The organism is Prescottella agglutinans (assembly GCF_004011865.1).
In the GTDB taxonomy this organism is placed as follows: Bacteria; Actinomycetota; Actinomycetes; order Mycobacteriales; family Mycobacteriaceae; genus Prescottella; species Prescottella agglutinans.
The window spans coordinates 1-25,824 of record NZ_RKLP01000015.1 but is presented as its reverse complement, the minus strand read 5'-3'; the positions used below and the strand labels follow the sequence as shown (position 1 = coordinate 25,824).

At 68.2% G+C, this 25,824-nt stretch carries 28 protein-coding genes and 1 pseudogene; 13 read left to right on the top strand and 16 right to left on the bottom strand.

Going from position 1 to position 25,824, the window contains the following annotated elements; all coding sequences use genetic code 11:
- Positions 1-49: 49 nt before the first annotated feature.
- Positions 50-829, top strand: coding sequence for a VOC family protein (locus tag EGT67_RS23710; RefSeq protein ID WP_127918562.1), 780 nt, complete (start codon positions 50-52; stop codon positions 827-829).
- Between the two features lie 6 nt (positions 830-835).
- Here EGT67_RS23710 and EGT67_RS23705 read toward each other — a convergent pair whose 3' ends face one another.
- Positions 836-1,702: an amidohydrolase family protein gene (locus tag EGT67_RS23705; RefSeq protein WP_241566223.1), complete on the bottom strand. Its 867-nt coding sequence runs from the start codon at positions 1,700-1,702 to the stop codon at positions 836-838.
- A 215-nt stretch (positions 1,703-1,917) separates the two neighbouring features.
- Here EGT67_RS23705 and EGT67_RS23700 point away from each other — a divergent pair, with 215 nt between their 5' ends.
- Complete coding sequence (locus EGT67_RS23700) at positions 1,918-3,057, top strand: NADH:flavin oxidoreductase (RefSeq protein WP_127918560.1); 1,140 nt, start codon at positions 1,918-1,920, stop codon at positions 3,055-3,057.
- A gap of 135 nt (positions 3,058-3,192) precedes the next feature.
- On the top strand, positions 3,193-3,645 hold the full coding sequence (locus EGT67_RS23695; RefSeq protein WP_241566216.1) for a DUF7832 domain-containing protein: 453 nt from the start codon (positions 3,193-3,195) through the stop codon (positions 3,643-3,645).
- 3 nt (positions 3,646-3,648) lie between these two features.
- On the opposite strand, the gene EGT67_RS23690 is transcribed toward EGT67_RS23695, so the two are convergent.
- Complete coding sequence (locus tag EGT67_RS23690) at positions 3,649-4,191, bottom strand: ribonuclease H family protein (protein ID WP_127918559.1); 543 nt, start codon at positions 4,189-4,191, stop codon at positions 3,649-3,651.
- 73 nt (positions 4,192-4,264) lie between these two features.
- On the opposite strand from EGT67_RS23690, the gene EGT67_RS23685 reads away from it, so the two are divergent.
- Positions 4,265-5,197, top strand: coding sequence for a DNA-3-methyladenine glycosylase family protein (locus tag EGT67_RS23685; protein WP_127918558.1), 933 nt, complete (start codon positions 4,265-4,267; stop codon positions 5,195-5,197).
- Positions 5,198-5,205: 8 nt separating this feature from the next.
- Here the strand turns inward: EGT67_RS23685 and EGT67_RS23680 are convergent, their stop codons facing one another.
- From EGT67_RS23680 to EGT67_RS23670, 3 genes are read right to left on the bottom strand one after another with little or no spacing between them, the layout of a single operon-like run.
- Positions 5,206-6,003 carry an SDR family NAD(P)-dependent oxidoreductase gene (locus EGT67_RS23680; RefSeq protein WP_127918557.1) on the bottom strand — a complete coding sequence of 266 codons (798 nt, stop codon included), beginning with the start codon at positions 6,001-6,003 and terminating at the stop codon, positions 5,206-5,208.
- Positions 5,996-7,039: an alcohol dehydrogenase catalytic domain-containing protein gene (locus EGT67_RS23675; RefSeq protein WP_127918556.1), complete on the bottom strand. Its 1,044-nt coding sequence runs from the start codon at positions 7,037-7,039 to the stop codon at positions 5,996-5,998. The genes EGT67_RS23680 and EGT67_RS23675 overlap by 8 nt, the downstream gene beginning before the upstream one ends.
- A complete protein-coding gene (locus EGT67_RS23670) occupies positions 7,036-8,202 on the bottom strand; it encodes an LLM class flavin-dependent oxidoreductase (RefSeq protein WP_127918555.1) in 1,167 nt (388 codons plus the stop codon). The genes EGT67_RS23675 and EGT67_RS23670 overlap by 4 nt, the downstream gene beginning before the upstream one ends.
- Before the next feature lie 81 nt (positions 8,203-8,283).
- Between EGT67_RS23670 and EGT67_RS23665 the strand changes: the two genes are divergently transcribed.
- Positions 8,284-9,108 carry a helix-turn-helix transcriptional regulator gene (locus tag EGT67_RS23665; protein ID WP_241566215.1) on the top strand — a complete coding sequence of 275 codons (825 nt, stop codon included), beginning with the start codon at positions 8,284-8,286 and terminating at the stop codon, positions 9,106-9,108.
- Here EGT67_RS23665 and fabG read toward each other — a convergent pair.
- Positions 9,081-9,842 carry a 3-oxoacyl-ACP reductase FabG gene (gene fabG, locus EGT67_RS23660; protein ID WP_127918554.1) on the bottom strand — a complete coding sequence of 254 codons (762 nt, stop codon included), beginning with the start codon at positions 9,840-9,842 and terminating at the stop codon, positions 9,081-9,083. The two genes, EGT67_RS23665 and fabG, sit on opposite strands and share 28 nt — an antisense overlap.
- Positions 9,843-9,902: 60 nt before the next feature.
- Positions 9,903-10,352, bottom strand: coding sequence for a DUF8021 domain-containing protein (locus tag EGT67_RS23655; RefSeq protein ID WP_127918553.1), 450 nt, complete (start codon positions 10,350-10,352; stop codon positions 9,903-9,905).
- 248 nt (positions 10,353-10,600) lie between these two features.
- On the opposite strand from EGT67_RS23655, the gene EGT67_RS23650 reads away from it, so the two are divergent.
- From EGT67_RS23650 to EGT67_RS23625, 6 genes are all read left to right on the top strand, one after another.
- Positions 10,601-12,037 carry an aldehyde dehydrogenase family protein gene (locus EGT67_RS23650; protein WP_127918552.1) on the top strand — a complete coding sequence of 479 codons (1,437 nt, stop codon included), beginning with the start codon at positions 10,601-10,603 and terminating at the stop codon, positions 12,035-12,037.
- 67 nt (positions 12,038-12,104) lie between these two features.
- A complete protein-coding gene (locus tag EGT67_RS23645) occupies positions 12,105-12,557 on the top strand; it encodes a nuclear transport factor 2 family protein (RefSeq protein ID WP_127918551.1) in 453 nt (150 codons plus the stop codon).
- A gap of 128 nt (positions 12,558-12,685) precedes the next feature.
- Positions 12,686-13,321 (top strand): TetR/AcrR family transcriptional regulator, encoded by a 636-nt coding sequence (locus tag EGT67_RS23640; RefSeq protein WP_127918550.1) that lies wholly within the window; start codon positions 12,686-12,688, stop codon positions 13,319-13,321.
- Positions 13,322-13,443: 122 nt separating this feature from the next.
- On the top strand, positions 13,444-13,962 hold the full coding sequence (locus EGT67_RS23635) for a nuclear transport factor 2 family protein (protein ID WP_127918549.1): 519 nt from the start codon (positions 13,444-13,446) through the stop codon (positions 13,960-13,962).
- Positions 13,955-14,479 carry a nuclear transport factor 2 family protein gene (locus tag EGT67_RS23630; RefSeq protein WP_127918548.1) on the top strand — a complete coding sequence of 175 codons (525 nt, stop codon included), beginning with the start codon at positions 13,955-13,957 and terminating at the stop codon, positions 14,477-14,479. The genes EGT67_RS23635 and EGT67_RS23630 overlap by 8 nt, the downstream gene beginning before the upstream one ends.
- Positions 14,480-14,496: 17 nt before the next feature.
- The gene (locus EGT67_RS23625; protein WP_164877647.1) at positions 14,497-15,624 is read left to right on the top strand and encodes an oxidoreductase; all 1,128 of its coding nucleotides are present in this window, start codon (positions 14,497-14,499) and stop codon (positions 15,622-15,624) included.
- Between the two features lie 96 nt (positions 15,625-15,720).
- Here EGT67_RS23625 and EGT67_RS23620 read toward each other — a convergent pair whose 3' ends face one another.
- The 8 genes from EGT67_RS23620 to EGT67_RS23585 form a co-directional block, all read right to left on the bottom strand.
- Positions 15,721-16,758, bottom strand: coding sequence for an NAD(P)-dependent alcohol dehydrogenase (locus tag EGT67_RS23620; protein WP_127918546.1), 1,038 nt, complete (start codon positions 16,756-16,758; stop codon positions 15,721-15,723).
- Entirely contained in the window at positions 16,736-17,677 is a 942-nt protein-coding gene (locus EGT67_RS23615) for an alpha/beta hydrolase (protein ID WP_127918664.1), read from the bottom strand. Before EGT67_RS23615 ends, EGT67_RS23620 begins: the two co-directional genes overlap by 23 nt.
- An 11-nt stretch (positions 17,678-17,688) precedes the next feature.
- Entirely contained in the window at positions 17,689-18,309 is a 621-nt protein-coding gene (locus tag EGT67_RS23610) for a TetR/AcrR family transcriptional regulator (RefSeq protein ID WP_241566213.1), read from the bottom strand.
- Between the two features lie 57 nt (positions 18,310-18,366).
- On the bottom strand, positions 18,367-19,722 hold the full coding sequence (locus EGT67_RS23605; RefSeq protein ID WP_127918663.1) for a flavin-containing monooxygenase: 1,356 nt from the start codon (positions 19,720-19,722) through the stop codon (positions 18,367-18,369).
- 226 nt (positions 19,723-19,948) lie between these two features.
- Complete coding sequence (locus EGT67_RS23600; RefSeq protein ID WP_127918544.1) at positions 19,949-21,049, bottom strand: Rv3169 family protein; 1,101 nt, start codon at positions 21,047-21,049, stop codon at positions 19,949-19,951.
- Entirely contained in the window at positions 21,049-22,194 is a 1,146-nt protein-coding gene (locus EGT67_RS23595) for a phosphotransferase family protein (RefSeq protein ID WP_127918543.1), read from the bottom strand. Before EGT67_RS23595 ends, EGT67_RS23600 begins: the two co-directional genes overlap by 1 nt.
- A 330-nt stretch (positions 22,195-22,524) precedes the next feature.
- A complete protein-coding gene (locus EGT67_RS23590; protein ID WP_241566212.1) occupies positions 22,525-23,001 on the bottom strand; it encodes a pyridoxamine 5'-phosphate oxidase family protein in 477 nt (158 codons plus the stop codon).
- A 50-nt stretch (positions 23,002-23,051) separates the two neighbouring features.
- Positions 23,052-23,801 carry an enoyl-CoA hydratase-related protein gene (locus EGT67_RS23585; RefSeq protein ID WP_127918542.1) on the bottom strand — a complete coding sequence of 250 codons (750 nt, stop codon included), beginning with the start codon at positions 23,799-23,801 and terminating at the stop codon, positions 23,052-23,054.
- A 425-nt stretch (positions 23,802-24,226) separates the two neighbouring features.
- Between EGT67_RS23585 and EGT67_RS23580 the strand changes: the two genes are divergently transcribed.
- Entirely contained in the window at positions 24,227-24,838 is a 612-nt protein-coding gene (locus EGT67_RS23580; RefSeq protein ID WP_127918661.1) for a TetR/AcrR family transcriptional regulator, read from the top strand.
- Positions 24,839-24,938: 100 nt separating this feature from the next.
- Complete coding sequence (locus EGT67_RS23575; RefSeq protein ID WP_127918541.1) at positions 24,939-25,613, top strand: TetR/AcrR family transcriptional regulator; 675 nt, start codon at positions 24,939-24,941, stop codon at positions 25,611-25,613.
- Here the strand turns inward: EGT67_RS23575 and EGT67_RS23570 are convergent.
- Positions 25,610-25,824 (bottom strand): annotated as a pseudogene (locus EGT67_RS23570) (succinyl-CoA--3-ketoacid-CoA transferase); the annotation flags it as partial. The gene EGT67_RS23575 and the pseudogene EGT67_RS23570 sit on opposite strands and share 4 nt — an antisense overlap.

Here is a 25,824-nt window from a genome sequence, read left to right as displayed (position 1 = left end):
TCTGCGATAGCCTCGTCCACGTGCTCGACGGTGGATGAGAGGACATCTGATGTCTCGACACTCGAGTTATACGGAAGGCACGCCCAACTGGGTGGATCTGCAAACCCCGGACCAAGCCGCGGCCAAGGCTTTCTACACAACGCTTTTCGGCTGGTCGTACGACGAACAGCCGATGATGGACGACGAGGTCTATTCGGTCGCGACACTGCGGGACGAACGGGTCGCGGGCATCGCCCCGATGCCGCACGGTTCGTCCGCCGACGCGGCCGCCAGGTGGAACACCTTTCTCGCCGTGGACGACGTCGACGCGACCGCGGCCAAGGTGGAACCGGCCGGCGGAAATCTGATCCTCCCACCGTTCGACGTCGTCGAGGCCGGGAGGATGGCACTGGTCGCCGACCCCACGGGTGCCGAGGTGTCCCTGTGGCAGCCCCGAATCCACATCGGCGCGACGCTGGTCAACGAGACCGGAACTTTGATCTGGAACGAACTCGTCACCGATCGCCCGGAGAGCGCGCTGGCGTTCTACCGGGCCGTCGTCGGACTGGGCTCGGCCGCGATGCCGATTCCGGGCTCGGGTGACTACACCGTGCTGCAGGTGAACGGCGACGGCGTGGGCGGCTGCCTGCCGCCACCACGCCCGGACGCGCCCAACCACTGGCACGTCTACTTCTGCGTCGACGACACCGACGCCACCGTCGCACAGGCCACCGAGGCGGGCGGGACGCTGCTGACCGACCCGTTCGACATGCCCTCCGTCGGGCGCATGGCGGTGCTGTCCGACCCGCAGGGCGCGGTGTTCAGCGTTATGCAGCCGGAATCGGCCTGACCTCGCTCACTCGATCCCGAACAGGCGCACGGCGTTGTCGTGCACGACGGCGCGCACCCAGTCGTCGCCCAGGTCGAATTTGGTGACGGCCTCGAGCGCGTCCAGGTAGGTGTACGGGATGTTGGGGAAGTCGCTGCCGAAGAGGATGCGGTCCCCCAGATCGCGCAGGCGCGGAACCTCCTGTCGCGGGAACGGGACCTTCGATTCGGTGAAGTCGGTGAACGCCATCGTCGTGTCCAACTGCACCCGCGGGTAGCGGTCGGCGAGATCGAGGAACTCGACGTATTCGGGCATCCCCATGTGCGCGACGATCAGCGCCAGACGCGGGTACCGCGCGAGCAGGGCGGCGATGCGGTCGGGCCCGGTGTAGCGGCCGGGTGCCGGGCCGGATCCGCAGTGGATGACGATCGGGGTGCCGCTGTCCTCGAGCAGCCCCCATACTGGGTCGAGCAGCGGATCGTTCGGGTCGTAGTCCCCGACCTGGATGTGGGACTTGAAGACTCGGACACCCGACTCGAGGGCCGCGGCCACGTAGCCGGGCGCCGACTCCTCCGGGTAGAACGTCGCGGTGTGCAGGCAGTCGGGGGTGCGGGCGGCGAAGTCCGCGGCCCACTGGTTGAGCCACGCGCCCATGTCCGGCTTGTGCGGATACAGCATGGACGTGAAGCGGCCGACGCCGAACGCGCGCAACTGCTCGACGCGCGACTCCTCCTCGGTCCGGTAGCGGATGGGCCATTCGCGGCCGACGAGCGGGCCCGCGGAGTCGAAGTACGCCCACACCTTGTCCATCACGTTCTGTGGCATGAAGTGGGTGTGCACGTCGATCAGGGCGGGGAGACCCAGCCGCTCACGGAAGGCGACGACCCCGGCCACCTCCGACGCCCAGTCCGGTTCCGCCAGTCCAGCCGATTCGCACACAGATCGCTCCTCTCGTCACGCCGCGTTCCGGTTCCCCGGACACCTCCACAGACCCTAGTCGCGACCGGTTTGCGCTGAGTGAGACCTCGGTTTGACGTGCTCGGAAAGCCCCTGGAACGCTACCTAGCAATTGCTTGGTTTACGACGAACCCCGAAAAGGCACTGACGACATGACCTCTTCATCTCCCCTGTTCCAGCCACTGAAGGTGCGCTCGCTCGAACTCGCGAATCGCATCGTCATGTCGCCGATGACGCGGTCCTATTCGATCGACGGCGTCCCCGGCGACGACGTCGCCGGCTACTACCGCCGACGCGCCGAGGGTGGCACGGGCCTGATCGTGACCGAGGGTGTCGCGATCGACCACCCGACGGCGGTCGACAACTCGCGTGTCCCGCGCATGTTCGGCGAGGAGGCCCTGGCGGGCTGGCGCAAGGTCGTCGACGGGGTCCACGAGGCCGGCGGCAAGATCATCCCGCAGTTGTGGCACGTGGGACCGCTGTGGGGCGCGATGAGCAAGGTCGACCCGGCGCTCGAGCCGATGCGCCCGTCGGGCGAGTGGGGCCCGCTCGGCACCACCTCGTACCCGGAGTCGTACACCTCGTGGGTCCAGGAGCCCACCGAGGCGATGACCGAGCAGGACATCCAGGACGTCATCTCCGCGTTCGCCCGCGCGGCCCGCAACGCGATCGACGTCGGGTTCGACGGTATCGCCCTGCACGGCGGCCACGGCTACCTGCTGGACTCGTTCCTGTGGGCGGGCACCAACAAGCGTGACGACGAGTGGGGCGGCGACCTCGAGCGCCGCACCCGCTTCCCGGTCGCGGTCGTGAAGGCGATCCGCGCCGAGATCGGCGAGGACTACCCGATCTTCTTCCGCTTCTCGCAGCACAAGCAGCAGAACTACACCGCGCGCATCGCCGAGACCCCCGACGAGCTGAAGGTGATCCTCGGCGCTCTGGCCGCGGCCGGCGTCGATGTGTTCGATGCCAGTATCCGCCGCTTCGACTTCCCCGCGTTCGAGGGCAGCGACCTGTCGCTGGCCGGCTGGGCCAAGGAAGTCACCGGCGCCATCACGATGGCCGTCGGCAGCGTCGGCATCGGAAAGTCGCTGCGCGACAGCCGCATCGAGGGTTCCGCTCCGGTGGTCGACAACATCCCCGAGCTGGAGAAGCGCATCGACGGCGGCGAATTCGACCTCATCGCGATCGGCCGCCTGCACCTGGCCGACCCGGCACTGGCGTCGACGCTGCGCGCCGGCGCGCCGCTGCCCGCCTTCGTCCGCGACGTCCACGAGGGCTCGCTGACGTAGTCGAACCGCATGCGAGGAGTGGTCCACCCGCTCGGCATGATCGGATGGTCGCCGCGGCAACTCCCGCGAGGAGCTGCGGCGACCATCTCGTTCGTCGGGCACCGCACACGCGGACCGACTCGAAGAAAGCGACTCATGACCGACTCCATGACGAAGTACGACGACGCCGACTGGCACTACGGCGGCACGTTTCCCGAGGACCTGCCGAATGCGGCCGGTGGCACCCACATCGGCATGTTCGTGGCGTGGTGCCTGCTGGGCGGCTTCGCGGGCGCGGACGTGGAGGACGACCTCGAGCCGCTCGAGTCGCAGGAGACGACGCCCGGCGCCTTTCTGATGGACGTGCTCGACGAGAAGTTCGTCAGCGACGACCTCACCGCCGACGGCAACGCCTTCGCCGTCGCGTACTACGCCGGCGAGAACGACGACTCCCGGTACATCGACGACTATCTGGACGCGTTCGACACGACCGCGGCGGAGATCTACCGGGTCGAGGACAGCTGGGAGACGTACGACGTGATCGCGGAGCGGATCGACGCCCGTTTCCGCGCCTGGGTGGACGCCGGGCGGCCGCGCTTCCTGGCCTGACGGTCAGAACAGCGTGAGCAGTGGCTCCGGCTCGGGCTCCGGCTCGGCCAGGGTCACCGGGGCGGTCGGCTCGGACGGCCGCCCGAGTCCGCGCCACGGGCGGGCCTGCTCCGGCGCGTCGACGACGGCGCGGGCCGCCTCACCGGCCAGCTTGTCCGCGATCTCGTTGAAGTGGTTGCCCACGTGTCCGCGGACCCACTTGAAGCGCACCGGCCCGGTCCGTTCGGTGATCGCCCGGTCGATGTCCTGCACCAGTTCGAGGTTCTTCACCGGACCACCGGACGCGGTCTTCCAGCCCTTCCGCTTCCAGCCGGGCAGCCACTCGGAGGCGCACTTGATGGCGTACTGGGAGTCGGACTCGATGAGCAGCGGCTCGGGTCCGGGATGCGCCACGATCGCCTCGACCAGCGCCCACAGCTCGGCGATCTGGTTGGTGCCGGAGACGTCACCGCCCGACCGGCTCGGACCGTCGTGATCCACCCACGCCCATCCGATGGCGCCACCGGGGTTCTTCAGGCACGAACCGTCGGTACTCACGATGATCATGCCTTCGGACAATACGTGCCGGCGCCGCCACGCGCCGGTCGGGTCCCGGGCCGGTGGCGATAGGCTGCCGGGGATGACCGGTACGGCGCCGACGGTGCAGCTCGAGGTGGTCACGAAACGTCCCGTGGACCTATCGTCGACCCTGTCTCCGCTGCGCCACGGACGCTTCGATCCGTGCCACCGCACCGATCCCGACGGCACCGTCTGGCGCACGTCGCTGCTGCCGTCCGGGGCGGTGACGTACCGACTGCGTCAGCTCGGGCCGTCCGTCGTCGACGTGCGCGGGTGGGGTCCGGGCGCGGGGGAACTCGAGGTGTACGTGCCCGGTCTCGTCGGCGAGGACGACGCCGACCGCGCCGCCGACTTCTCGCCCGTCCACCCCAAGCTCGCCGACGCGCACCGCCGGTTCCCGAACCTGCGGATCGTGCGCACCGCGCGGGTGCTGGAGTCCCTCGTGCCGGCGATCCTCGAGCAGCGCGTGCACGGCGTGGCCGCGCAGGCGTCGTGGCGTCGGCTCGTGACGCGGTTCGGCACGCCGGCGCCGGGGCCGGCCCCCGACGGCATGCGGGTCCCGCCGAGCGCCGACGTGTGGCGGCGGATCCCGTCGTGGGAGTTCCACCGCGCGAACGTCGACCCCAGGCGGGCGCAAACGGTCGTCGCCTGTGCCCGCGTCGCGGACCGACTCGAGGAGATCGTCGACCTGGACCGCGACGCGGCGCACCGCCGGTTGCGGGCCGTCCCCGGTGTCGGGGCGTGGACGGCGGCCGAGGTCGCCCAGCGCGCACTCGGCGACGCCGACGCCCTGTCCGTCGGCGATTTCCACCTCGCGGCGATCGTCGGCTGGAGCCTGCTCGGCCGGCCCCTCGACGACGACGGGATGGTCGAGTACCTCGCCGACCTGCGCCCGCACCGGTACCGCGCGATCCGGCTGCTCGAGGTCAGCGGTCAGGCCCGCAAACCGAAGTTCGGGCCCCGGACGCCGGTCGTCGACCACACCTGGCACTGAGCCCGGCGCTACCCGCCGAGCTTGGTGAAGTCCGGGTAGTTGGAGATCTCCCAGCCGCCGTCGACCATGAGGCTGGTCCCGGTGATGTAGCCGGCGTCGTCGCTGGCCAGGTACAGGCACGGCGCGGCGATCTCGGCCGGGGTCGCGGGCCGGCCCATCGGGATGCGTTCGACGAACATGTTCAGCAGCGGCTCGTAGCCCATCACCGGCGCCACCAGCGGGGTGTCCACCAGGCCCGGCATCACCGTGTTGACCCGGATCCCGTGCCGCGCGAGTTCGACGGCCGCGTTCTTGCCGAACATCTCGACGCCCGCCTTGCCGGTCGCGTACGGGCTGCCACCGATGACCGGCACGCGCCCGTTGAGCGATGCGACGTTGACGATGGCGCCGCCGCGACCGTTCGCCACCATGTGGCGCGCCTCGTGCTTGGTGCAGAGGAACACGCCCTTCTGCACCAGGTCGACGGTGAAGTCCCAGTCGGCTTCCTCGAGGTCGAGGATCTGGCCGCCCTTCTGCGCACCGGCGACATTGAAGGCCATGTCGAGTCCGCCGAAGCGCTCGGTCGCCACGGCGACGGCCGCGGCGACCGCGTCCTCGCTCGTGACGTCGGCCGGGGCGCCGACGAAGTTCTCGCCCAGTTCCTTCTCCATCACCGCGAGCGCGTCGGCCGCGAGATCGATACCGACGACGGACGCCCCCTCCGCGACCAGTCGCGTCGCGACGGCCGCACCGATCCCGGATGCCGCGCCCGTGACCACCGCGACCTTGCCGTCGAAGCGTGCGCTCACCGAAACTGCCTCAGACATCTCCCACCTCCACTAGCACCTTCATGCGGCGGCCCTCGGACACCGCACGCACGCCGTCGACCACGTCCGCGAGCGGGACGCGTTCCACCCACCCGTCGAGAGGGTAGGCACCCTCCGCCATCCGGTCGATGACGGTGCGGAACTCCTTGCGCGAGTATGCCAGCGACGACATCAGCCGCATCTCGCCGAACATCATCAGGTACGTGTGCAGTGGCACCTCTTCCTTGTAGGTCGCCAGCAGAACCACCGCCCCGCGCGGCCGCACCGTCGTGAGCGCGGTCAGGACCGCGGCACCGACACCGGCGCACTCGAACACGACGTCCGCGCCGGCCCCGTCGGTGCGCTCGCGCACCGCGGCGACCAGGTCGCCCGCAGTCGGGTCGATCACCTCGAATCCCAACCCGGCGGCGATCGCGCGACGGGTCTCGGACGGTTCGCTGAGCAGGATCCGGTCCACTCCCCCGGCGCGCAGGTTCAGTGCCGTCGCGATCCCGATCGGGCCCGCGCCGAGCACCAGCGCCGACTGCCCCGGCGCCACGCCGGACAGTTCGACGGCGTGCAGCGCGACGGCCAGTGGCTCGACCACCGCGGCCTGTTCGAGGGACACAGCGTCGGGCAGCACGTGCACGCTCTCCGCGGGGACGGCCGTGTACTCGGACAGCCCGCCGCCGTGCGCGTTGATGCCGTGGAAGGCGATCACCTCGCACAGGTGCTCGTGGCCGTCCCGGCACCGGGCGCACGTGCCGCACCGGTAGGTGGGCTGCACCGCGACCCGGTCGCCGACAGCGATGTCGGTGACACCGGCCCCGACGCCGCGGACCACACCGGAGAACTCGTGCCCGAGGATCTGCGGCCCGCACGCCCCCGTCAGGGGGTGCGGGTGCTCGGAGATCCCGAAGGAGTGGACCATACCGAGGTCCGATCCGCAGATGCCGTTGTATGCCACGCCGATCAGGACGTAGCCGTCGCTCAGCGCGGGCTCGGGGACGTCCTCCACCCGGAGGTCCTCGACGCCGTGCAGGACCGCGGCCCTCATGCCTTGGCCGCCAGTTCGTCCTCGTACTTCTTCGTCATGTGCGCAATCGCCGCGTGCTGCGCCTCGTTGTGGCCCTCGCGGACCTTCCCGGCGCGGGTCGCCGCATCGAACAGCGGCTGCGACTGCCCCTGGAAGTGCGGCGCCACCTGCTGCGCGATCAACTCAAAGGAGCGTCGGGTCGCGGCCGGGTTGGCCCAGTCGGTGCCCATGATCAGCATCGAGCCGAAGCCGCCGGACTGGTCGATGAGCTTCTGGATCAGCTCGCGCGCCTGCGCGGGGGTGCCGATGATGCCCATACCCGAATGGTTCATGTACTGGATCATCTGCTCCATGGATGCTCCACCGGAGCCGAAGTGCGGGAAGGCCGCGACCTTGCCGAAGTAGTCGATCCACTCCCCGAGGCCGAACCGCACGTCCTGCTGGGCCTGCTCCTCGGTCTCGGCGATGTGCATGGGGCACACCAGCCGCCACTGGTTGCGGTCCACGGTGGTCCCGAACTCGACGGCCCGCTCCTCCATGATTCCGAAGTGGTGGCCGAGGGCGTCGAAGCCTTCGGGGGTGAGGGTCGCGCCGATCGACAGCAGCCCCAGTCCGTGCTTGCCGGCCAGCCGCGGTCCGGTGGGCGAGGCCACGCCGGCGACGACGATGTCGAAGCACGGGTGCGAGTAGGGCCGCATCTGCAACTGGGCGTCGACCAGGTTGTGGGTCTTGGTCTTCGCCGTGACCCGCTCACCGTTCAGCAGCCGCATCACGATGTCGAGGTTGTCGTCGAGCAGTTCGCGACACTCGGTGGGGTCGAGCCCGATCATCGACGAGTCGGTGGGCAGCGAGCCCGGGCCGACGCCGAGCATGACGCGGCCACGGGTGAGGTGGTCGAGCAGCACCATGCGATCCGCGGCCCACAACGGGTTGTGATAGCTCAGGGAGGTCACGCCCGTGCCGAGCTTGATGCGCTTGGTTCGTTCGGCGGCGGCGGCGATGAAGATCTCGGGGCTGCCGATGATCTCGCTGCCCGCCGAGTGGTGTTCACCGATCCACACCTCGTCGAAGTCGAGGCGGTCGAGATGCTCCACCAGTTCGAGGTCGCGTTGCAACGCGACGGTGGGATTCTGTCCTGCCGCATGATGCGGTGCGATGAACGCACCGAAACGTAGCCTGCCCATGCGTGTACTCCTCGGGAAATCGCTGAAATGCGGTCGACCCCGACGCTAGAATTCCTTCCAGCCGGGCGACAGTGCACTTTGGTGGACAGTTCCGTATACCGCTTCGGCGTGTGCCATTGGACCGAATTGGTGGTGAAAGTTCTCTTGACCGAGGTCTCGCTGCGTACCACCGATTACGAACGGGTATTCGCGGTGCTCGACCGGTGCGCGGACGTCCGGACGGTGCCGGAGTTCCGCACCCGGATCGTCGGCGCGATGATCGACGTGTTCCCGATACGCGTCGCGACCTGCTTCGTCGGGGACACCTACGAGGGCCAGTTCGCCGATCCCGACGCCACCGTCGCCGGGGCCGCCGCCTGGGAACGCAAACGCGCTGTCTATCAGCAGAACTGGGCCCGGTTCGACGTCTTCGGGACGCCGGAGGCCCGGCGCTGCCTCGAGGCGACGCGGGTGGCATCGCTGGCCGACCTGCACTCCCTGCCGGCGGAGTCCGCAACCTACGTCCGCGAGTACCTCGACGCATGGCGTTCGGTCAACGCGCTGCACCTCGATCTGCCGGGGAACGCACGGGCACTGGTCGGGTTGTACGACGTCGACGAGAACGCGCTCGGCCCACGGGACGTCGCGGCGCTGCGACTGCTGGCCCGCCAGCTGTCGGTGCTCACCCGCGGTCTCGTGAACGCGCCCGGCCGGGACCTGCTCGCCGCGCTGACTGAACGGCAGCGCGATGTGGCGAGGCTGGTCGCCGACGGGCTGAGCAACGCCGCGATCGCGCGTCGACTCATACTCACGGAGGACACCGTCAAGAAGTACGTCAGCCGCATCCTCGCGGCGACCGGGTGCGCGTCCCGCACCCAGTTGGCCGTCGACGTGCAGCGTCAGTCCTTCGGTCCGCCCGCCACGTAGATCACCTGTCCCGAGACGAATCCCGCGCCCTCGCTGATCAGGAACGACGCAGTGTGCGCGATGTCGTCGGGCGAACCGACGCGGCGCACCGGGGTCTCGGCCGCGATGCCCGCCATGAAGTCGTCGAACGACACCCCGAGTCGTTCGGCCGTCGCGGCGGTCATCTCGGTGGCGATGAATCCGGGCGCGATCGCGTTCGCGGTGACTCCGAACGGCCCGAGTTCCAACGCGAGGGTCTTGGTCAGCCCCTGTATGCCGGCCTTGGCCGCCGAGTAGTTCACCTGACCGCGGTTGCCGAGAGCGGACGTGCTCGACAGGTTGACGATCCGGCCCCACCTCTGTTCGACCATGTACTTCTGCACAGCCCGCGTCAGCAGGAACGCTCCGCGCAGATGCACGTTCATCACCGCGTCCCAGTCGTCCACGCCCATCTTGAACAACAGGTTGTCCCGTGTGATCCCGGCGTTGTTGACGACGACGGTGGGTGCACCGAGTTCGTCGGCGATCCGGGCGACGGCAGCCTCGACGCCGGCCTCGTCGGACACGTCGGTGCCGACTGCGAGCGCACGCCCGCCGGCGCCCCGGATCGCGGCGACGGTGTCGCCGCACGCCGATTCGTCGAGATCGAGGACCGCGACGGCGAGACCGTCCGACGCGAGGCGCTTCGCGATCGCGGCACCGATACCGCGCGCCGCGCCCGAAACCACCGCCACGCGCTGCTTGCCGTCCGTCATGTGTCCGTTCCCTCCCGCTGCCCGGTGTCGTCCGTCGGTGAGGCTACGCGGGCCGCATCGTCAGGACAGCGAGACCGGCGAGATGGTGGCGACGATCCGGTCGATCGCACCGTCCTCGAAATCGAACGTCTCGACGATCTCGACGGTCATCAACCGCTGCCCCGCGATACCCGCGTCCAGGAGATAGCGGGTGTGCACGGTGTCGCCGCTCTCGGTCATCGTCAGGTCGCGCACGCCCTGGATCACGCGGTACTGGATGCCGTGGTTCAGGTCGTTCGTCAATTGCGGCCCGTTGATCCCGGTCCGGAGACCGGCCTCGACGCGGGTCGCGCCCGGAGTGAACAGGACTGCGCTCGCGTCGTGGTCGACGAGTGCGTCGATGTAGGCGCGGGCCATTGCCTGGTTCGCGGTGTCGGCGGGGTTCGGCGCCGCGGAGGCGACGGCGGGCGCGGCGGCGACGAACGCGGCCGCGGCGAGCAGGGACAGCGTCGAGGTCGTGGCGATTCGCATGCCGCATCGTAGCTAGAACACGTTCCACTCAGCGGGAGAATCGTCGACGGGGAAGAAGGTCCCGGGACGCGGGAGCCTCGCGACCTCCCGAGATAGGTACCTGCCACCGGGATCGACGCCGCTCACCGGGGCCGATCGACCCTTTCGAGGTCCGCGGCCGGACGACACTCCCGATCAACGAGACACCCCGCTGTTACCGCCGACACAGCTCGTTAGCGTCGTGACATCGGCAACGACAGGAGTTACCCATGAGTACGGACACCGCAACCATCACGCGCCTCCCCCAGATCCTCGAGGCCCAGAAACGTGCTGCGTCCGAACAGGGAACCCCGTCGGCCGAGATCCGCCGCGGTCGGCTGCAGAAGATGGTCGACCTGCTCGTGCGCTACCACAAGCCCCTCACCGAGGCGATGGACGCGGACTTCGGTGGACGCCTGGTCGGCTACTCGATCATGAACGACATCCTCGGGTCGATCACGTCCCTCAAGCACACCCGCGACTCGTTCGAGTCCTGGATGGAGAACGAGGAGCGGCCACCGTACCCGCCGTACGACCAACTGGGTGCGAGGGCGTACATCCAGTACCAACCCAAGGGATCGGTCGGCATCATCGGCACGTGGAACGCGCCGCTGTTCACGCTGCTGAGCCCGCTGGCGTGCGCGCTGGGCGCCGGCAACCGCGCGATCCTCAAGCCGTCGGAGATCGTGCCGCAGACGGCGCAGGTTCTCGCCGACGCCGTCGCGGAGATGTTCGACCCCACCGAGGTCGCCGTCGTGACCGGCGGCCCGGACGTGGCCGATACGTTCACCTCGCTGCCGTTCGACCACCTGGTCTTCACCGGCAGCACCGAGGTCGGCAAGCTGGTCATGGCGAACGCCGCCAAGAACCTCGTACCGGTCACGCTGGAACTGGGCGGCAAGTCGCCGACGATCGTCGGCCGCAGCGCCGACCTCGCCGGCGCGGCCGACAAGATCGCGATCGCGAAGGCCACCAACTCCGGGCAGATCTGCGTCTCCCCCGACGTCGTGTACGTCCCGCACGAGCATCTCGACAGCTTCGTCGGCGCACTCGAGAAGTCGTACGCGACCCTGCTGCCGACCATCACCGACAACCCTGATGTGGTTGCGGTCGTGAGCGATCGACACCTGGCCCGGGTCGAGTCGCTGGTCGCCGACGCGCACGATCGCGGCGTGCTCATCGTCGCCACGCCGGTCGACGAGAGCGCCGCGTTCGACGGCGACCGCAAGCGCCCGCTGCGCATCGTCGTCTCGCCGCCGGCCGACTCGAAGATCATGCAGGAGGAGATCTTCGGCCCCGCGGTCATCCTGCTGCCGTACGACCAGACCGAAGAGGTCATCGCGGACATCAACAGCAGACCGAAGCCGTTGGCGCTGTATTACTTCGGCACCGACCCGGTCGAGCAGCAGGCCGTGCTCACCCGCACGTACTCCGGCGGCGTCACCGTCAACGACATCATGATGCACCCGGGCATGAACGACGCGCCGTTCGGCGGTGTCGGCGCATCCGGCATGGGGCACTATCACGGCCGGGAGGGATTCCTCGAATTCAGCCACGCCCGTACCGTTTTCGAGGCACCCGAGCACGATCCTCGCGCCGAGTGGGGAACCCTGCCACCGTACGGCGAGGGCTTCCTCGCTGCCATGGAGGCCCAGGTCGTTCCGTAGCCGCAGTTCTGCCGATCAGTGAGAAGTCTTCCCACCGGTGCCCGTATCGGCGGGAAGAATGCTTGCCATGACGCGTGAACTGGCAGACCGCCTCGCCCTCTCGGACCTCGTTGCGCAGTATGCGATCGCCGTGGATCGCCGCGACGAACTCGCGCTGGCAGCGCTCTTCACCGACGACGCCCGGTTGGTGCAGCCGGCCGGGTTGGTCCGCCGCGGCAAGGACCCCGTCCTGGACGGTGCGCCGTCGATCGTGGCGGGGGTGTTCGGCGCCGTCGCACACCTGCACTCGACGCGGCACGTGGTGAACCAGCAGATCGTCGACTCGGAGGGTGACACCGCGCGCGGCGAGGTCTACTGCGAGGCGCACCACGTGTACGCGGTCGAGGGTGGGTACCGCGACTACGTGGTGGCCATCCGGTACGAGGACGGCTACCGCCGGGAGTCGGGCACATGGCGCATCGCCCGGCGTGAACTGTTCGTCGACTTCACCCACGACCGCGACGTCGACCTCCTCGGGTGACAGGCGGCCCGACAGTCCGCGCAGCTCAGAGACATTTTTGCTGAGCGGAACAGCCCTTCACCAATCCCCCCACCGCACCCTATAGTCCGACCAGGCAGGTGATCGGCATCGGCAGGGAGGGGCCAGGAATGGCAGGGTCGACGACACGGCGGCAGGAGATCCTCGACGCCGCCGCCGAACTGTTCGCCGACAAGGGCGTGGGCGCCACGCCGATCCGGGAGATCGCGGATCGGGTGGGTGTCGTCGCCGGCGCGCTCTATCACCACTTCCCGTCGAAGCAGGCGATGGCCGACGAACTGGTCACCGACTACCTCGAGAACCTGCGCACGCGCTATCGGTCGATCGACGCCCGGAACCTCGACCCCCGGTCCCGTCTGCGGGCGATCGTGAGCGCCTCCCTGGCTGCGGCGCAGGAGAACCCGCACGCGACGGCGGTGTATCAGGACGAACTGCCCCGACTCCGGGACGCCGCGCTTCACCCGAGGGCCGGTGACCTCGCCGACGAGATCCAGCAGACGTGGCTCGAAACCATCGAGGACGGCAAGCGCCGGGGCATGTTCCGCAGCGATCTGCCCACGGGGGTGTTCCACCGGTTCTTCCGAGACAGCGTCTGGCTGTCGATCAAGTGGCACCGGTCGGACGACGCGTATCCGACCGCACGCCTTGCCGAGCACTGCGTCGCGATCTTCCTGGACGGCTTCGCGGCCGATCGTCCCTCCGCGCACCGTGCCGACGAACACGTGTCGACGCACGCCGCGGCCTGACCGGGCCTTTCGAGCCGCTTCCGCTGGGCGGGATTCATCGGAAACGTGGCACCGTTGCCGATATGCTCTGCGGCACCTATCAACTGCTTGTTTGATAATGCAATCGACCGGAGGTTGAACCGATGAGCGGTGCCGTCGAATCCGCGCGGACCGAGTCCGTGACCCTCTCTCCCGAGGAGCAGTTACTCGCGATCGAGGAGATCAAGCGACTGTTCGCGGCGCGCCTGCGCGTCATGGACACCAAGCAGTGGGACCAGTACGGCCCCCTGCACACCGACGACGTCGTCAGCGAGTCGTGGGGCGCCGGCAGCCGCGTCGTCGGACCCGCGGCGCTCACCGCAGCCATCCGGAACACGCTGGACGGCAACGTCTCCGTAACCACGGCACACCACGGTCACACCCCGGAGATCACCCTCACCTCCGACACCACGGCCACCGGAATCTGGGCCATGGAGGACGAACTGTGGTGGACCAACGGCGACGTCGAGGAACACCTCCACGGCTACGGCCACTACCACGAGGAGTACCGCAAGGTCGAGGGCCAGTGGCTCATCAGCTACCGGACCCTGACCCGCCTGCGGGAAGACCACTCCCCCAACTTCTACGACTACCGACAGACAGAGAGGTCCAGCCATGGGTGAGCCCACCGGTGCAATGACTCTGACCGCGGCAGAGCAGTTGCTCGCGATCGAGGAGATCAAGAAAGTGTTCTCGGCGCGCCTGCGCGTCATGGACACCAAGCAGTGGGACCAGTACGGCCCCCTGCACACCGAGGACGTCGTCACCGAGACGTGGGGCGGACTGCCCGACGACAAGCAACCGACGGCGGGCGGGCAGTCCAACCGCGCCTCCGGCCGCGAGCACCTCACCAACTCGATCCGCGGCATGCTCGGATCCTCGACACATGTGACCACTGCGCATCACGCGCACACCCCGGAGATCACCCTCACCTCCGACACCACGGCCACCGGAATCTGGGCCATGGAGGACGAACTGTGGTGGACCAACGGCGACGTCGAGGAACACCTCCACGGCTACGGCCACTACCACGAGGAGTACCGCAAGGTCGAGGGCAAGTGGCTCATCAGCTACCGCAAGCTCACCCGGCTCCGCGAAACCCGCACCCCCAACTTCTTCGACTACATGGGAGCCCTGTGACCGCCGCCGCCACGGACATGTCCGCCCTCTTCGAGCCGCTCACGGTCCGGTCCCTCGAGCTGAGGAACCGGATCGCGATGTCGCCCATGACGCGTCACGGCTCGCCGGGCGGCGTCCCCACCGACGAGGTCGTCGCCTACTACCGGCGCCGCGCCGAGGGCGGAACCGGCCTCATCGTCACCGAGGGCACCGCGATCGAGCACCCGTCGGCGGTCGATGCCGACACCGTCCCGGTGATGTACGGCGAAGCGGCCCTGGCGGGTTGGCGCAAGGTCGTCGACGCCGTCCATGCCGCGGGCGGCAAGATCGTCCCGCAGCTGTGGCATGTCGGGCCGCTGTTCGGCGCCATGGGGCCGGTCGGCGACGTCAACCCGATGCGGCCGTCCGGGCACTGGGGCAGCGTCGGCAACACGATGTACTCCGACGAGTACGTCGAGCAGATGCGTCCGGTGACGGCCGCGATGACCGAGCAGGACATCGCGGACGTGATCGCGGCCTACGCGGCCGCCGCACGCAACGCGATCGACGTCGGGTTCGACGGTATCGCCCTGCACGGCGGGCACGGCTACCTGCTCGACGCGTTCCTGTGGGAGCCGACCAACCAGCGCGACGACGAATGGGGCGGAGACCTGCAGCGCCGCACCCGATTCCCCGCGGAGGTCGTCCGGGCCATCCGCCGGGAGATCGGCGAGGACCACCCGATCATCTTCCGCTTCTCGCAGCACAAGCAGCAGGACTTCGCGTCGAAGATCGCGCAGACGCCCGAGGAACTCGGAGTGATCCTGAACGCCCTGGTCGACGCCGGCGTCGACATCCTCGACGCGAGCATCCGCCGCTTCTACGCACCCGCGTTCGAGGGCAGCGATCTCTCCCTGGCCGGCTGGGCGAAGAAGGTCACCGGCGCCACCGTCATGGCCGTCGGCAGCGTCGGGCTCGACAGCGCGCTCAACGAGCAGGTCATCGTGGGGCTGCCGCAGATGTCGAACAACATCCCGGACCTGATGCGCCGCATGGGCGAGGGCGAGTTCGACCTCGTCGCGATCGGACGCCTGCACATGGCGGACCCAGCCATCTCGCAGCGTCTGCAGGACGGTGATCCCATGCCGGAGTTCGACCGCAAGCTCCACGAGGGCCGTCTGTACTGACGACACCCGCACCGGCCACAACCCCTGAACGGGAGTTCACGGCACGGCTTTCCGAGGAAAGCGTGCCGCGAACTCCCGTTCGGCGCTTGCGAAGGGCTAGCCCCTGCCCGGCACCAGGATCGCGCGGCCCTTGATCTTCCCGGCCTCGAGGGCGTCGAACGCCGCGACCGCGTCGTCGAGCGGGAAGGTCTCGGCCTCGATCGTCACGAGACCGCGGCGCGCGAGGTCGATCACCGCGCGCTGATCCGCACGAGTGCCGGCGTAACTGGTGCGCACGGTCGCGCCCCACGGCAGCGCGAAGCCCGTCCAGTCGAACTTGCCGCCGCCCAGTCCCAGCACGCGCAGGGCGCCGTCGCGCCCGATGATCTGAGTAGCGATGTCGACCGTCGCCTGCACTCCGACGCAGTCGAAGACCGCGTCGACGCCGATTCCGTCGGTCAGCTCGAGGATCTTCTCGGCACACGACGCGTCACTGGCGAACGCGTGGTCGGCGCCCAGCGTGGTGGCCAGTTCGAGCTTCTCCTCCGCCGAGTCCACCGCGATGATCCGGGTCGCCGTCGTGGCCGCGAGGATCTGGACCGCGGTGTGCCCGAGGCCCCCGATTCCCAGAACCACCGCCGTCGTGCCCGGCCCGAGGCGGTCACGGGCACCGTCGATCGCGTGATAGGTCGTCAGGCCGGCGTCGGCCAGCGGGCCCGCGGTGACGGGGTCGAGGTCGCCGAGCGGCTCCACGAACCGGGCGTCGACCTTCATGTATTCGGCCATGCCGCCGTTCGCCGCGAGGCCCGGGCACAGGGGCGCGCCCTGCCGGCCCGGTGACCGCTCGCAGGAGTTCTCGCGTCCCTGGACGCAGGCCCGGCACGATCCGCAACTCCACACCAGGAAGACGAGTACGGCGTCACCGACGGCGAAGGAGTCGACGCCGTCGCCGAGTGCGGCGATCCGCCCGGCGGTCTCGTGCCCGAGCGTCATCGGCGGCGGAATCATCGTGATCGGCGAGTGCCGCATGTGGATGTCCGAGTGGCAGAGTCCGCCGCCGGCCACCTCGATCAGGACCTCGCCGGGGCCGATCTCGGGAACCTCGGTGTCGACGACCGCGATTCGTCCGTGCTCAACTAGCTGCAGCGCGCGCATCCGCATCCTCCTCGATCGACGAAGCGGCATCGACGGCGAGATGCCGACGCAGGAACAGGATCTGGTGTTCGAGAGCCAGATCGAACCACGGCTTGCCCGGGTAGACGTCGAAGTGGTCGCACGGATAGTGGCGCACCTCCGCCCGTGCTCGTTCCGCCGCCTTGGCCGCCGCGTGCGGGGGCGCGCTGCGGTCGAGGTCGCCGATCTGCACCAGCAGCGGAGCCGTCACCTTGTCCGCGACCGTCACCGGTCGGTACGAGCCGATCTCCAGGAACGACCGCGCAGTGACCTCGTTCCGCCAGCTCGGGCCGGCGATGGACAGGTAGTCCTCGTAGATCCCGGGCAGCGCGAGCGCCGCCACCTCTCCCGGACGCGCAGTGAGCGGAATCGTCACGCCGACACCACCACGCGACGCCGTGATCTTGTCCCGGACGGCCGCGAGCGAGCTCTTCGCGAGATGGCCGGGGCTGTACTGACGCATCGACGCCGTGGACGCCGCCCGGGCGTCCGTCGCCGGCGTCAGCGAGATCAACGCAGCCAGGCTCGGGTCGGACGCGCCCAGGCTCAGGACGTGGCCGCCGGACAGCGACACGCCCCAGGCGACGATGCGGTCGGGATCGACCCCGTCGAGACGTCGCGCCGCCGCGATCGCGGCGGCATAGTCGTCGAGCTGGCCGCGGATCGAAATCGTCTGCCGCACCTGCCCACCGCTGCGACCGAAGCCGCGGTAGTCGAACGCGAGGACGTCGAGGCCGGCCGCGGCCAGACCCTCGGCGAATCCCTCGAGCCCGGAATCGACGGTGCCGCCGAATCCGTGGGCCATCACGACGCACGGCCGTCCCGCCGCGCTTCGGAAAGCGTCACCCTCGCCCTGGTAGTGCCAGGCCGAGCAACTGACCCCCTGTACGGGGAAGTCCACATCGGTACGTGTCACTGCTTGCTCCCATAGATTGTGTTGAGCCACACCGAAACAAGAGCCTCGCGGGCCGCAGCGGGGGTGAGTGCCCCCGTCCCGCCTCGCGACAGACTCTCGACGGCGCGATCGTTCATGTCGAGTAGAACCACGGCGAGCGCCCGGCTGTCCGGCCCTTCGATCGCCCGCCCCGACGACCGTTCGGCATCGATCACCGACGCCACCGGATCGATGAAGCTGAAGCGGTCGAGATCCCACATCTCGCGCACCGCGGGATCGGAGTCCCGCGCGTCGCGCAGGGCCCGGTACAGATTGGGGTGACGTTCCCAGGTCCCGATCACCTCGGTGATCAGACCCTCGATCATCTCCCGTGGGCTGCCCTCCCGGCCCAGGTATGCACCTGCACCGTCGCGCATCTCGCCGTAGACGGTCCGGGACAGGGCCGCGACGGCCTTGGCCTTGTTGTCGAAGTAGAAGTAGAAGGCCGACCGCGTGACGCCCGCGGCGCGCGAGATGTCGCTGATGCTGATCTCGTCGAGACTGTGATCCTCGAGCAGGTTCTCGACTGCCTCGAGAATCGCGGCCCGGCGCTCCTCCCCCTTGTTCGCCCTCCGGGTACCGGCTTCGGTGGTGGGCACGGGGTGACGGCTACTCATGTGTCGGCTTTCGGGTCGGTTACGGCGTACGGGTCCCCATCATGCCGGGGACGGGACGCCGGCGAATCGCACCGGCCCGTCCCTGCGCACCCGAGCGAGCCCGGCGGGCAACTCCTTGGTCCGCATCTCGTGTTCGTAGATGTAGTAGTCCACCTGCTGGGTGTGCCGCGGCCGATTGTTGAAGTGCCCCACGAAACGCTCCTCGTCGGCCTTGATCACGCGGTTCATCTCCTCGGCTGACGGCGGCCGGTAGGTGCCGGCGAGGTATGCGGCGAGCGTGCGGGACTGGCACTCGACGAACGGGAACAGCGTCGGCGCCGACTGTGCGAAACCGATGAATGCCAGATCGTCGAGCCCCGGCTTGAACATGCGCTTGTAGAGCGGGAAGTTGTTGCCGGGCGCGCTCAGGAAGTCCTCGTCGAAGAACGGGAACGTGATGTTGTAGCCGGTGGCGTAGATGATGACGTCGAAGTCCTGGCTGGTTCCGTCGACGAAGTGCACCGTCTCGCCGTCGAGCCGCTCGATGTTCGGCCGCGCGCTCAGGTCGCCCGAACCGAGGCGAATGTACAGCTCCTGCGACTGCGTGGGGTGCGCCTCGCCGAAGTGATGGTCGGGCTTGGGCAACCCGAACTTCTCCGGGCGACCCGACAGGAAGATCGGGCCGCGTCGACCCATCCGGCGCTGCCACGACAGCGGGATCTGCGGGATCGTCTGGATCAGGGTGTCGGCCGGGACTCCGAACGCGTACTTGGGCACGACCCAGGCGCCCGAACGGGTCGAGAGCGTGACCTTGTTCCGGAGGGTCCGGTGCGACAGTTCCACCGCGATGTCCGCCGCGCTGTTCCCGAGGCCGACGATGAGAATTCGCTTGTCCCGCAGATGCAGCGGCGTCTCAGGATCGATGTACGCGTGGGAGTGGATCGACTCCCCGGTGAATTCGCCGGGAAAGTCCGGGAGCCGGGGATCCCAGTGGTGTCCGTTGCCGACGACGAGGAAGTCGAAACGACGGGTCTCGCCGTCCTGCGTGAGGACCTCCCACCCGCCACCGGGCAGTCGCTCCGCATGCTCGACACCGTTCCGGAAGCTGATCCGGTCGAGCAACCCGAAGGCCTCGGCATAGTCGTCGAGGTAGCGCTTGATGTCGGTGTGGTGCGGGAAGTCCGGGAGCTCCTGGGGAATCGGGAAGTCCTTGAACGACAGGCGGGTCTTCGACGTGTCGATGTGCAGCGAGCGGTAGGCGCTCGAATGTCCGTTCGGGTTGCCGAACGCCCAGTTGCCGCCGATCCGGTCGGAACTCTCGAAGCACTCGTAGGGAATGCCGTAGTCGCTGAGCATCTTGCCGGCAGTCAGGCCGCTGATCCCGGCGCCGATGATGCATGTCGTGGGTTTCGCCATCATGCTCCGTTCGATGTGGATCGCGACGTGGACGTCGTGTCGACGACGCTCGCGCCACGTTCGGTGAGGTACCTCACAAGGTAGGCAGAAAATTGACACGCGTCAATAGTTGCGAGATCCACTGCCTCGCGGACGAAAACCCTCCTCACGGAGACTGGGGGTGCCGACGAACCGCGGAGGGCCGGGCGGCAACTGCCGCCCGGCCCTCCGGTGTGTCGACGTCCGATCAGGGCGCCATGTCGAGCCAACCGACGAATCCCGACGGATCGTGGCGGCCCATGACGGCGTGCTCGAACATGCCCCAGCCCACCTGGCCGTCGATGGTCGCCTTCGCGACGTGGTCGATGGTGCTGTAGGGCAGCCTGCCGAGGAACTCCGGGCTCGTCGTGTCGAACGTCGAGGACGACGACCAGTTCTCGCCGCGCCATTCACCGTGCGTCCAGTCCGGGTCGCCGCCGTAGCCGGCACCGTGGCTGAGCGAGATGAAGCCGAGGTTCTCGATGTCCACCACGAGGGCCTCACCCGCCGGCGTGGTCAGGTGAATTCGTGCGGTCTCCGGATGCCGCGTGCCACTGCGGTAGACGACCTCGACCCGGGGCCACCCCAGCTGCTCGACGCGGCCGTCGGCAAAGACGCGGGTTGCGTGGTTCAGGGTCCGGTGTCCGTCCTCGGACTCCTGGACGATCACGATGAGCGCGAAGTCCTCGAACCGCAGAGGAACGTAAATCCAGTAGTGCCCACCCCGGGCCTCGTAGGTCATCCGCCCCTGCGGATCCGGCTCACCGACCGGCCGGATGCCCCAGGAGCGGTCCCGGGTCCCCATCCACGTCTGCGGATCCACGGCGAAGCCCTCTCCGCGCACCGACAAGGTGCCCGACCAGCTTCCGACCTGCGCGAAGCGCGAGGCGTCGAGGATCGGACGCGGTCCCGACATCAGGACGTGGGCTTCCTCCAGCACCGCGGGGAACGACCCGTCCCACGTGATGTCGCACGAAAGTTCGTCGTGCTCGCAGATCAACCGGATCTTCTGCAGCGGTTCGACGACTTCGAGACGATACGCGCCGACCGAGCTCTCCATCGAGCGCTCTTCCAGCGCATCCGAGAACCGCACCGCGACCTGCGTGTCACCGTGCCGCACCGTGACGAAGGCGTCGGTGACGCCCAGGTTCGGGTAGACGCCGAATCCGGAGATCAGGTACACGTCGCCCGTACGGTCGTGCGCATTGAAATAGTTGCGGTCGTAGAAGTTCCGGTCGGTGGAGGCCACCCGGGCCATCGACAACGGCGACTGGTGGACCGGGAACTCGTCGAGCGGAACCGGCTTCATCACTTCTCCCATTCGTAGGTTTCGTCGATCAATTGCGCGAGCATGCGGTGGTGCAGCACGTACTCGTCGGGGTTCTCGGGAACATCCGCCTCGCCGAAGTGGATTCGTCTGCGCTCGATCTGCGACATCACGATCCCGTGCCGCAGGGCGGCGTACACCAGGTAGAAGTCGAGATCGCGCACCTCGACCCCGGCCGCGCTTTCGTACTGTGCGACCACGTCGGACGGCCGGAACATCTCGGGTAGTCCCGGCATCGAGAACTGTTCGGCCAGGTCCTGGAAGCACCGGTGGAAGAAGAGGAACCAGCCCAGATCGAGCTCGCGCGGTGCGAGTACCGCGGATTCCCAGTCCAGCACCGCGGCCGGCGAGGTCCCGTCGTACATGATGTTGCCGATCCGCGAATCACCCCAGCACAGCACGTCGGGCGACGGTTCGGCCGGCCAGTTCGCCTCGAGCCAGTCGAAGGCCCGCTCGAGCACCGGGATGCGCAGTCCGTCGTTCCGCCTCGTCCATTCGTAGTACGCGCGCTCGCTCTCGAAGTGGTGGCGCAGGCTCGATTCTCCGGACCCAACCGTCAGCGACGGAGCCTTCGCGGCCGGATTCTCGATCGCGTGCACCCGTGCGAGCACCCGGACGCTGGCCTCCTGCAGGGCTTCCCGACCCTCGGCATCGAGCTCGTGCAGCCACCCACCGAAGACGTACGGCGGATTGTCCACCGGCACGGCCCCGCTGACCCGCTCCATCACCAGGAAGGGGCTCCCCAACGGCTCCACCGAGGTCTCGACCCACCACACGTGCGGAACCGGCACGTCGCTGTGCTCGCGGACCGTGGCCATGACGTCGAACTGATGCTGCAGGTCGTATCCGGGAAACACCGGGAACGCGGTGGCCTCGGGAGCGAGCCGTGCAACCAGGTGCGCGGTGTGCGGAACACCCTGCGCGGTCCAGTCGAGATCGAAGAGCACTGATACACTGGACATTCCGGAGTGTCCCGGGCGAGTGAGGTTGTATACGCGCGGGGCGGACCCGGCATCCAATTGCCTGCCGAGCCACCCCTGCAATCGCTCCCGTAGGTCGCGCAGATCGGTCTCCGTCGTGGTGATCTTCGCTTCCGCGCCCTCGGGAATCACGCTCTCGGTGGTCATGCCCGTACCTCCAGTTCTTGCATACGAAGTGATTCCGAGCGTCGCTCCACGGCGATCTCACGGCGGACAGCCCGCCCGGGCGACATTCGGATCGGAGAAGAAACATCGGGATCTTTTGTCGTGCAGACACTCTCGATCCGCTCCGCGACGGCGCAGACCCCGGATCCGCAAGAAGTACAGCAGCCAGCGACCACCGATGTCAACGAAATCCGCAAAGAAACTAGAGTCCGGTTCCAGTCCGGGGATACGGGCCGACACTGGCAACGGCAACTGGCCGGGCCACTGACGTGACCCGGCCTCGATGCGCCGTATCCGACTGTGCGAGAACGCCTAGCGCGACCACTGCTGCAGCGCAGCGTTCTTCCGGAAGTCCCAGCTGACGACCTCGTCGGCCTTGATCCGCAGCCACGCATGGCGACCGTCGGCGATGAAGTGATCACCACCCATGTACTTGCGGGCGAACAACAACTCCGCTTCAGCGACCTGATCGTCGGGCGTCGCGGTACGCGGAACCTCCCCGACGACCTCGGCGGCACCGCTGATTTCGACCCCACGAAGCTCGTGGAACTGCTCGCCGGCGTCGATCACGACCGCGATCCGGGGATCGCGCTGCACGTCGGACCAGCGCTTGCTCTTCACGATCGAGTTGAGCCACAGGTGCTCGCCGTCCCAGACGAACCACAGCGGGGCCACGTGCGGGCGCCCGTCACCGGCCGTCGTCGCGACCCTGCAGGTGCGCTCGCCGGCGAGGAACGCGTCGATCTCCTCGCTGCTCATCGCGATGGCCTTGCCTCTGCGTTGCGCCATGTTGCCTGCCCTCTCCGAAGTTCGTTCAGCCTGGTGGATTCCCGGGCGGTCTACCGTCCGCGCCACACCGGTTCCTGCCGGGATGCGAATGCTTCTATGCCCGTTCGGAAGTCTTCCGAATCGAGCACCACCCGAAGTGCGTCGGCGGTGGCCTCCCACCCATGTGCGTCGTCTCCCGCGGTGAGCGCGTCGAGTGCGCGCAGGCTCTCGCGCACCGAGACAGGCGAGGCCTCGCACACCTCGCGCGCCATCCTCATCGCTCCCTCCAGTGCCCCGCCCGGGTCGGTGACTTCGCTGACCACGCCCAATCCGAATGCCCGCTCCGCCGACAGCGTTCGACCCGTGATCAGCAATTCGCGTGCCACGTTGACCGGCAGTGCCCGCGGGGCACGGAAGAGCGCACCCGAACTGGCGACCAGGCCGCGGCGCGCCTCCGGTAGCCCGAACTCGGCCGACCGGGAGGCGACCACCAGATCACACGCCAGTGCGATCTCGAATCCACCACCGAGCGCGTAGCCTTCGACGGCGGCGATCAACGGTTTGACACGCTTGCGCCGGATGATTCCGTACTCGCCGCCGCGTGGCATCCGCAGGTCCGCCCGCTCCCGAATGTCGGTGCCGGCGGAGAACACTCGCTCCGTTCCCGTGACCACACCGACCCACAACTCGCCGTCGTCGTCCAGGAGGTCGAACGCCTCCTCCAACCCCTCGGCGGTCTCACGGTCGATCGCGTTGCGACGCTCCTCGCGTTCGATCCGAACCACGAGGACACGTCCGTCCCGTTCGTACTTCACCGTCACGAGGCGTCACCGATCTCGCCGGTCGGGATGCCGCGCCGGTGGGCGGAACCATCATCCCTGGACACGACCCGCACCATCGATCCGCCCACTGCCACCTCCATCGACGATCGCGTTCCGGCACCGATGCCGAATGTCGCTTCAACTCCGGCGATCTCACCGGATCTCCGCATTTATTGGACTCGGAGGCTAAAGATAGACGCTAGTCTATCTTTTTGGAACGGGTTCGCGATTTCTTTCCGAGATCGTCTCCCGAGCGCTCCTCGGCAGAGTGCCGAACGGTCCACCACAACGCGCCTACCACTACAATCTCCTGGGCGTCACGCGCTCCGGGGCCGGGTCCGAGGGTTCGATCCCGGCCGGCCGGAACGCCGGATCGGGTCGAATCGACCTGCTGAAGATCCTCGATCGTGAAATATCTGGAGAGCATGAACGAGCCCACGACACTCGGCCGCCGCGAACTGAACAAGCAGCAGACGCGCGGGCGGTTACTGGACGCCGCGCGGGTTCTCTTCGCGGCGGGAGGAGTGGTCGGCACCACCGTCGAGGAGATCGCGGACCAGGCAGGCGTCTCGCGTGCGACGTTCTTCAACTACTTCCGAAGCAAGGACGAACTGCTCGGGGCGCTGCACGCCGGCAACGTGGACTCGTTGGCGGCGACGATCGACGACCTGCTGGCCCAGGACCTGACGACCGAGGAGCGGATCCTCGGCCTGTTCGCGGACTTCGTCCAGGCCACCGAGGAACTGCCCGGATTCCTGCGCGCCATGACTGGCGAGCTCGATCGCGACCTCGCGACACCCGAGGTCAGCGCGGTGCGGACCGAGCGCTTCAACGACGAGATCCTCCGCATCCTGATGCCGGGACTCGAGCGTGGCGAGGTCCGCACGGACTACCCGCCGCTGTTCCTCGCCCAGATGGTCGCCGCCATCTACGTCTCGACCATCCGCTACTGGCGACAGGACCCGGACTACGACCTCGCGGACGGTTTCGGCAAGGCCGCGCGGTACGTGGCCGAGTCGCTGAAGCCCCGGAACTGATGTCCAGTTCGCGAGGTTTGTCCTCGCGGTGCAGGTCGGACGGGGTAAGTTCTTTTTTGTACTGGCCGGTCGGAATGCTGGGTGGGAACGCGGGGGCGGAATGACGGACGAGCGAGAAACCATCACCCGACGTGAGGAGCGGAAGCAGCGGACGCGCGAGCGATTGCTCGACGCGGGTCGCACGCTGTTCGCGGAACGCGGATTCGACCACACCACGATCGACGACATCGCGGCCGCAGCGCACGTCTCGCGAGGCACGTTCTTCAACTACTTCGAGAACAAGGACGCCGTCCTCGCGGCGCTGCACCGAGTCCACATGGACAAGTTGCCCGGGATCATCGACGACCTGCTCGCGCGAGACCTGACCACCGCCGAACGAATCCATTCCCTCTTCGACGACGTCGTCGAAGCCGCGGTGACCCTCGAGCAGTACTTCCGAGCCACCACCCGGGAACTGGACCGGGACCTCGCGACACCGGAGATCAGTGCCGCCCGCACGGAGCGATTCATCGTCGCGTTCGGCCGCGTCCTCGAGGCGGGCGTTCCCCGCGGCGAGGTGCGGTCGGACTACCCGCTGCGTTTCCTCTCGCAGATGGTGACCGCCGTGTACGTGACGACGATCCGGTACTGGCGCCAGAACACCGTCTTCGACATGGAACTGGAGTTCCACCGCGCCGCCCAGTTCATCGCCGAGGCCGTTGCACCGCCCGGGGCCGGGAACCCGTCCGGCCCGAACGGGGGGAGGTCCGGGCCGGACGGAGGATCGGAGGGTTAGGCGGCGTCGTCCGCGAGGTCGACGGCCAACTCGGCGCCGGTCGCGGCCCGCACCTGCTCGACGGTGACGTCGGGCGCCAGTTCGCGCAGCACCAGTCCCGTGTCGGTGACGTCGATGACGGCCAGGTTGGTGATGATCCGCTGCACCACCGCCTGCCCGGTCAACGGAAGCGAGCACCGCTCGACGATCTTCGCGCCGCCATCACGGTCCG

What these genes read in the sequence shown, in the direction of transcription:
- EGT67_RS23710 (WP_127918562.1), top strand. Translation starts at nt 50, where the DNA reads ATGTCTCGACACTCGAGTTATACGGAAGGCACGCCCAACTGGGTGGAT.
- EGT67_RS23700 (WP_127918560.1), top strand. Translation starts at nt 1,918, where the DNA reads ATGACCTCTTCATCTCCCCTGTTCCAGCCACTGAAGGTGCGCTCGCTC.
- EGT67_RS23695 (WP_241566216.1), top strand. Translation starts at nt 3,193, where the DNA reads ATGACCGACTCCATGACGAAGTACGACGACGCCGACTGGCACTACGGC.
- EGT67_RS23690 (WP_127918559.1), bottom strand. Translation starts at nt 4,191, where the DNA reads ATGATCATCGTGAGTACCGACGGTTCGTGCCTGAAGAACCCCGGTGGC.
- EGT67_RS23685 (WP_127918558.1), top strand. Translation starts at nt 4,265, where the DNA reads ATGACCGGTACGGCGCCGACGGTGCAGCTCGAGGTGGTCACGAAACGT.
- EGT67_RS23680 (WP_127918557.1), bottom strand. Translation starts at nt 6,003, where the DNA reads ATGTCTGAGGCAGTTTCGGTGAGCGCACGCTTCGACGGCAAGGTCGCG.
- EGT67_RS23675 (WP_127918556.1), bottom strand. Translation starts at nt 7,039, where the DNA reads ATGAGGGCCGCGGTCCTGCACGGCGTCGAGGACCTCCGGGTGGAGGAC.
- EGT67_RS23670 (WP_127918555.1), bottom strand. Translation starts at nt 8,202, where the DNA reads ATGGGCAGGCTACGTTTCGGTGCGTTCATCGCACCGCATCATGCGGCA.
- fabG (WP_127918554.1), bottom strand. Translation starts at nt 9,842, where the DNA reads ATGACGGACGGCAAGCAGCGCGTGGCGGTGGTTTCGGGCGCGGCGCGC.
- EGT67_RS23655 (WP_127918553.1), bottom strand. Translation starts at nt 10,352, where the DNA reads ATGCGAATCGCCACGACCTCGACGCTGTCCCTGCTCGCCGCGGCCGCG.
- EGT67_RS23650 (WP_127918552.1), top strand. Translation starts at nt 10,601, where the DNA reads ATGAGTACGGACACCGCAACCATCACGCGCCTCCCCCAGATCCTCGAG.
- EGT67_RS23645 (WP_127918551.1), top strand. Translation starts at nt 12,105, where the DNA reads ATGACGCGTGAACTGGCAGACCGCCTCGCCCTCTCGGACCTCGTTGCG.
- EGT67_RS23640 (WP_127918550.1), top strand. Translation starts at nt 12,686, where the DNA reads ATGGCAGGGTCGACGACACGGCGGCAGGAGATCCTCGACGCCGCCGCC.
- EGT67_RS23635 (WP_127918549.1), top strand. Translation starts at nt 13,444, where the DNA reads ATGAGCGGTGCCGTCGAATCCGCGCGGACCGAGTCCGTGACCCTCTCT.
- EGT67_RS23630 (WP_127918548.1), top strand. Translation starts at nt 13,955, where the DNA reads ATGGGTGAGCCCACCGGTGCAATGACTCTGACCGCGGCAGAGCAGTTG.
- EGT67_RS23625 (WP_164877647.1), top strand. Translation starts at nt 14,497, where the DNA reads ATGTCCGCCCTCTTCGAGCCGCTCACGGTCCGGTCCCTCGAGCTGAGG.
- EGT67_RS23620 (WP_127918546.1), bottom strand. Translation starts at nt 16,758, where the DNA reads ATGCGCGCGCTGCAGCTAGTTGAGCACGGACGAATCGCGGTCGTCGAC.
- EGT67_RS23605 (WP_127918663.1), bottom strand. Translation starts at nt 19,722, where the DNA reads ATGGCGAAACCCACGACATGCATCATCGGCGCCGGGATCAGCGGCCTG.
- EGT67_RS23600 (WP_127918544.1), bottom strand. Translation starts at nt 21,049, where the DNA reads ATGAAGCCGGTTCCGCTCGACGAGTTCCCGGTCCACCAGTCGCCGTTG.
- EGT67_RS23595 (WP_127918543.1), bottom strand. Translation starts at nt 22,194, where the DNA reads ATGACCACCGAGAGCGTGATTCCCGAGGGCGCGGAAGCGAAGATCACC.
- EGT67_RS23590 (WP_241566212.1), bottom strand. Translation starts at nt 23,001, where the DNA reads ATGGCGCAACGCAGAGGCAAGGCCATCGCGATGAGCAGCGAGGAGATC.
- EGT67_RS23580 (WP_127918661.1), top strand. Translation starts at nt 24,227, where the DNA reads ATGAACGAGCCCACGACACTCGGCCGCCGCGAACTGAACAAGCAGCAG.
- EGT67_RS23575 (WP_127918541.1), top strand. Translation starts at nt 24,939, where the DNA reads ATGACGGACGAGCGAGAAACCATCACCCGACGTGAGGAGCGGAAGCAG.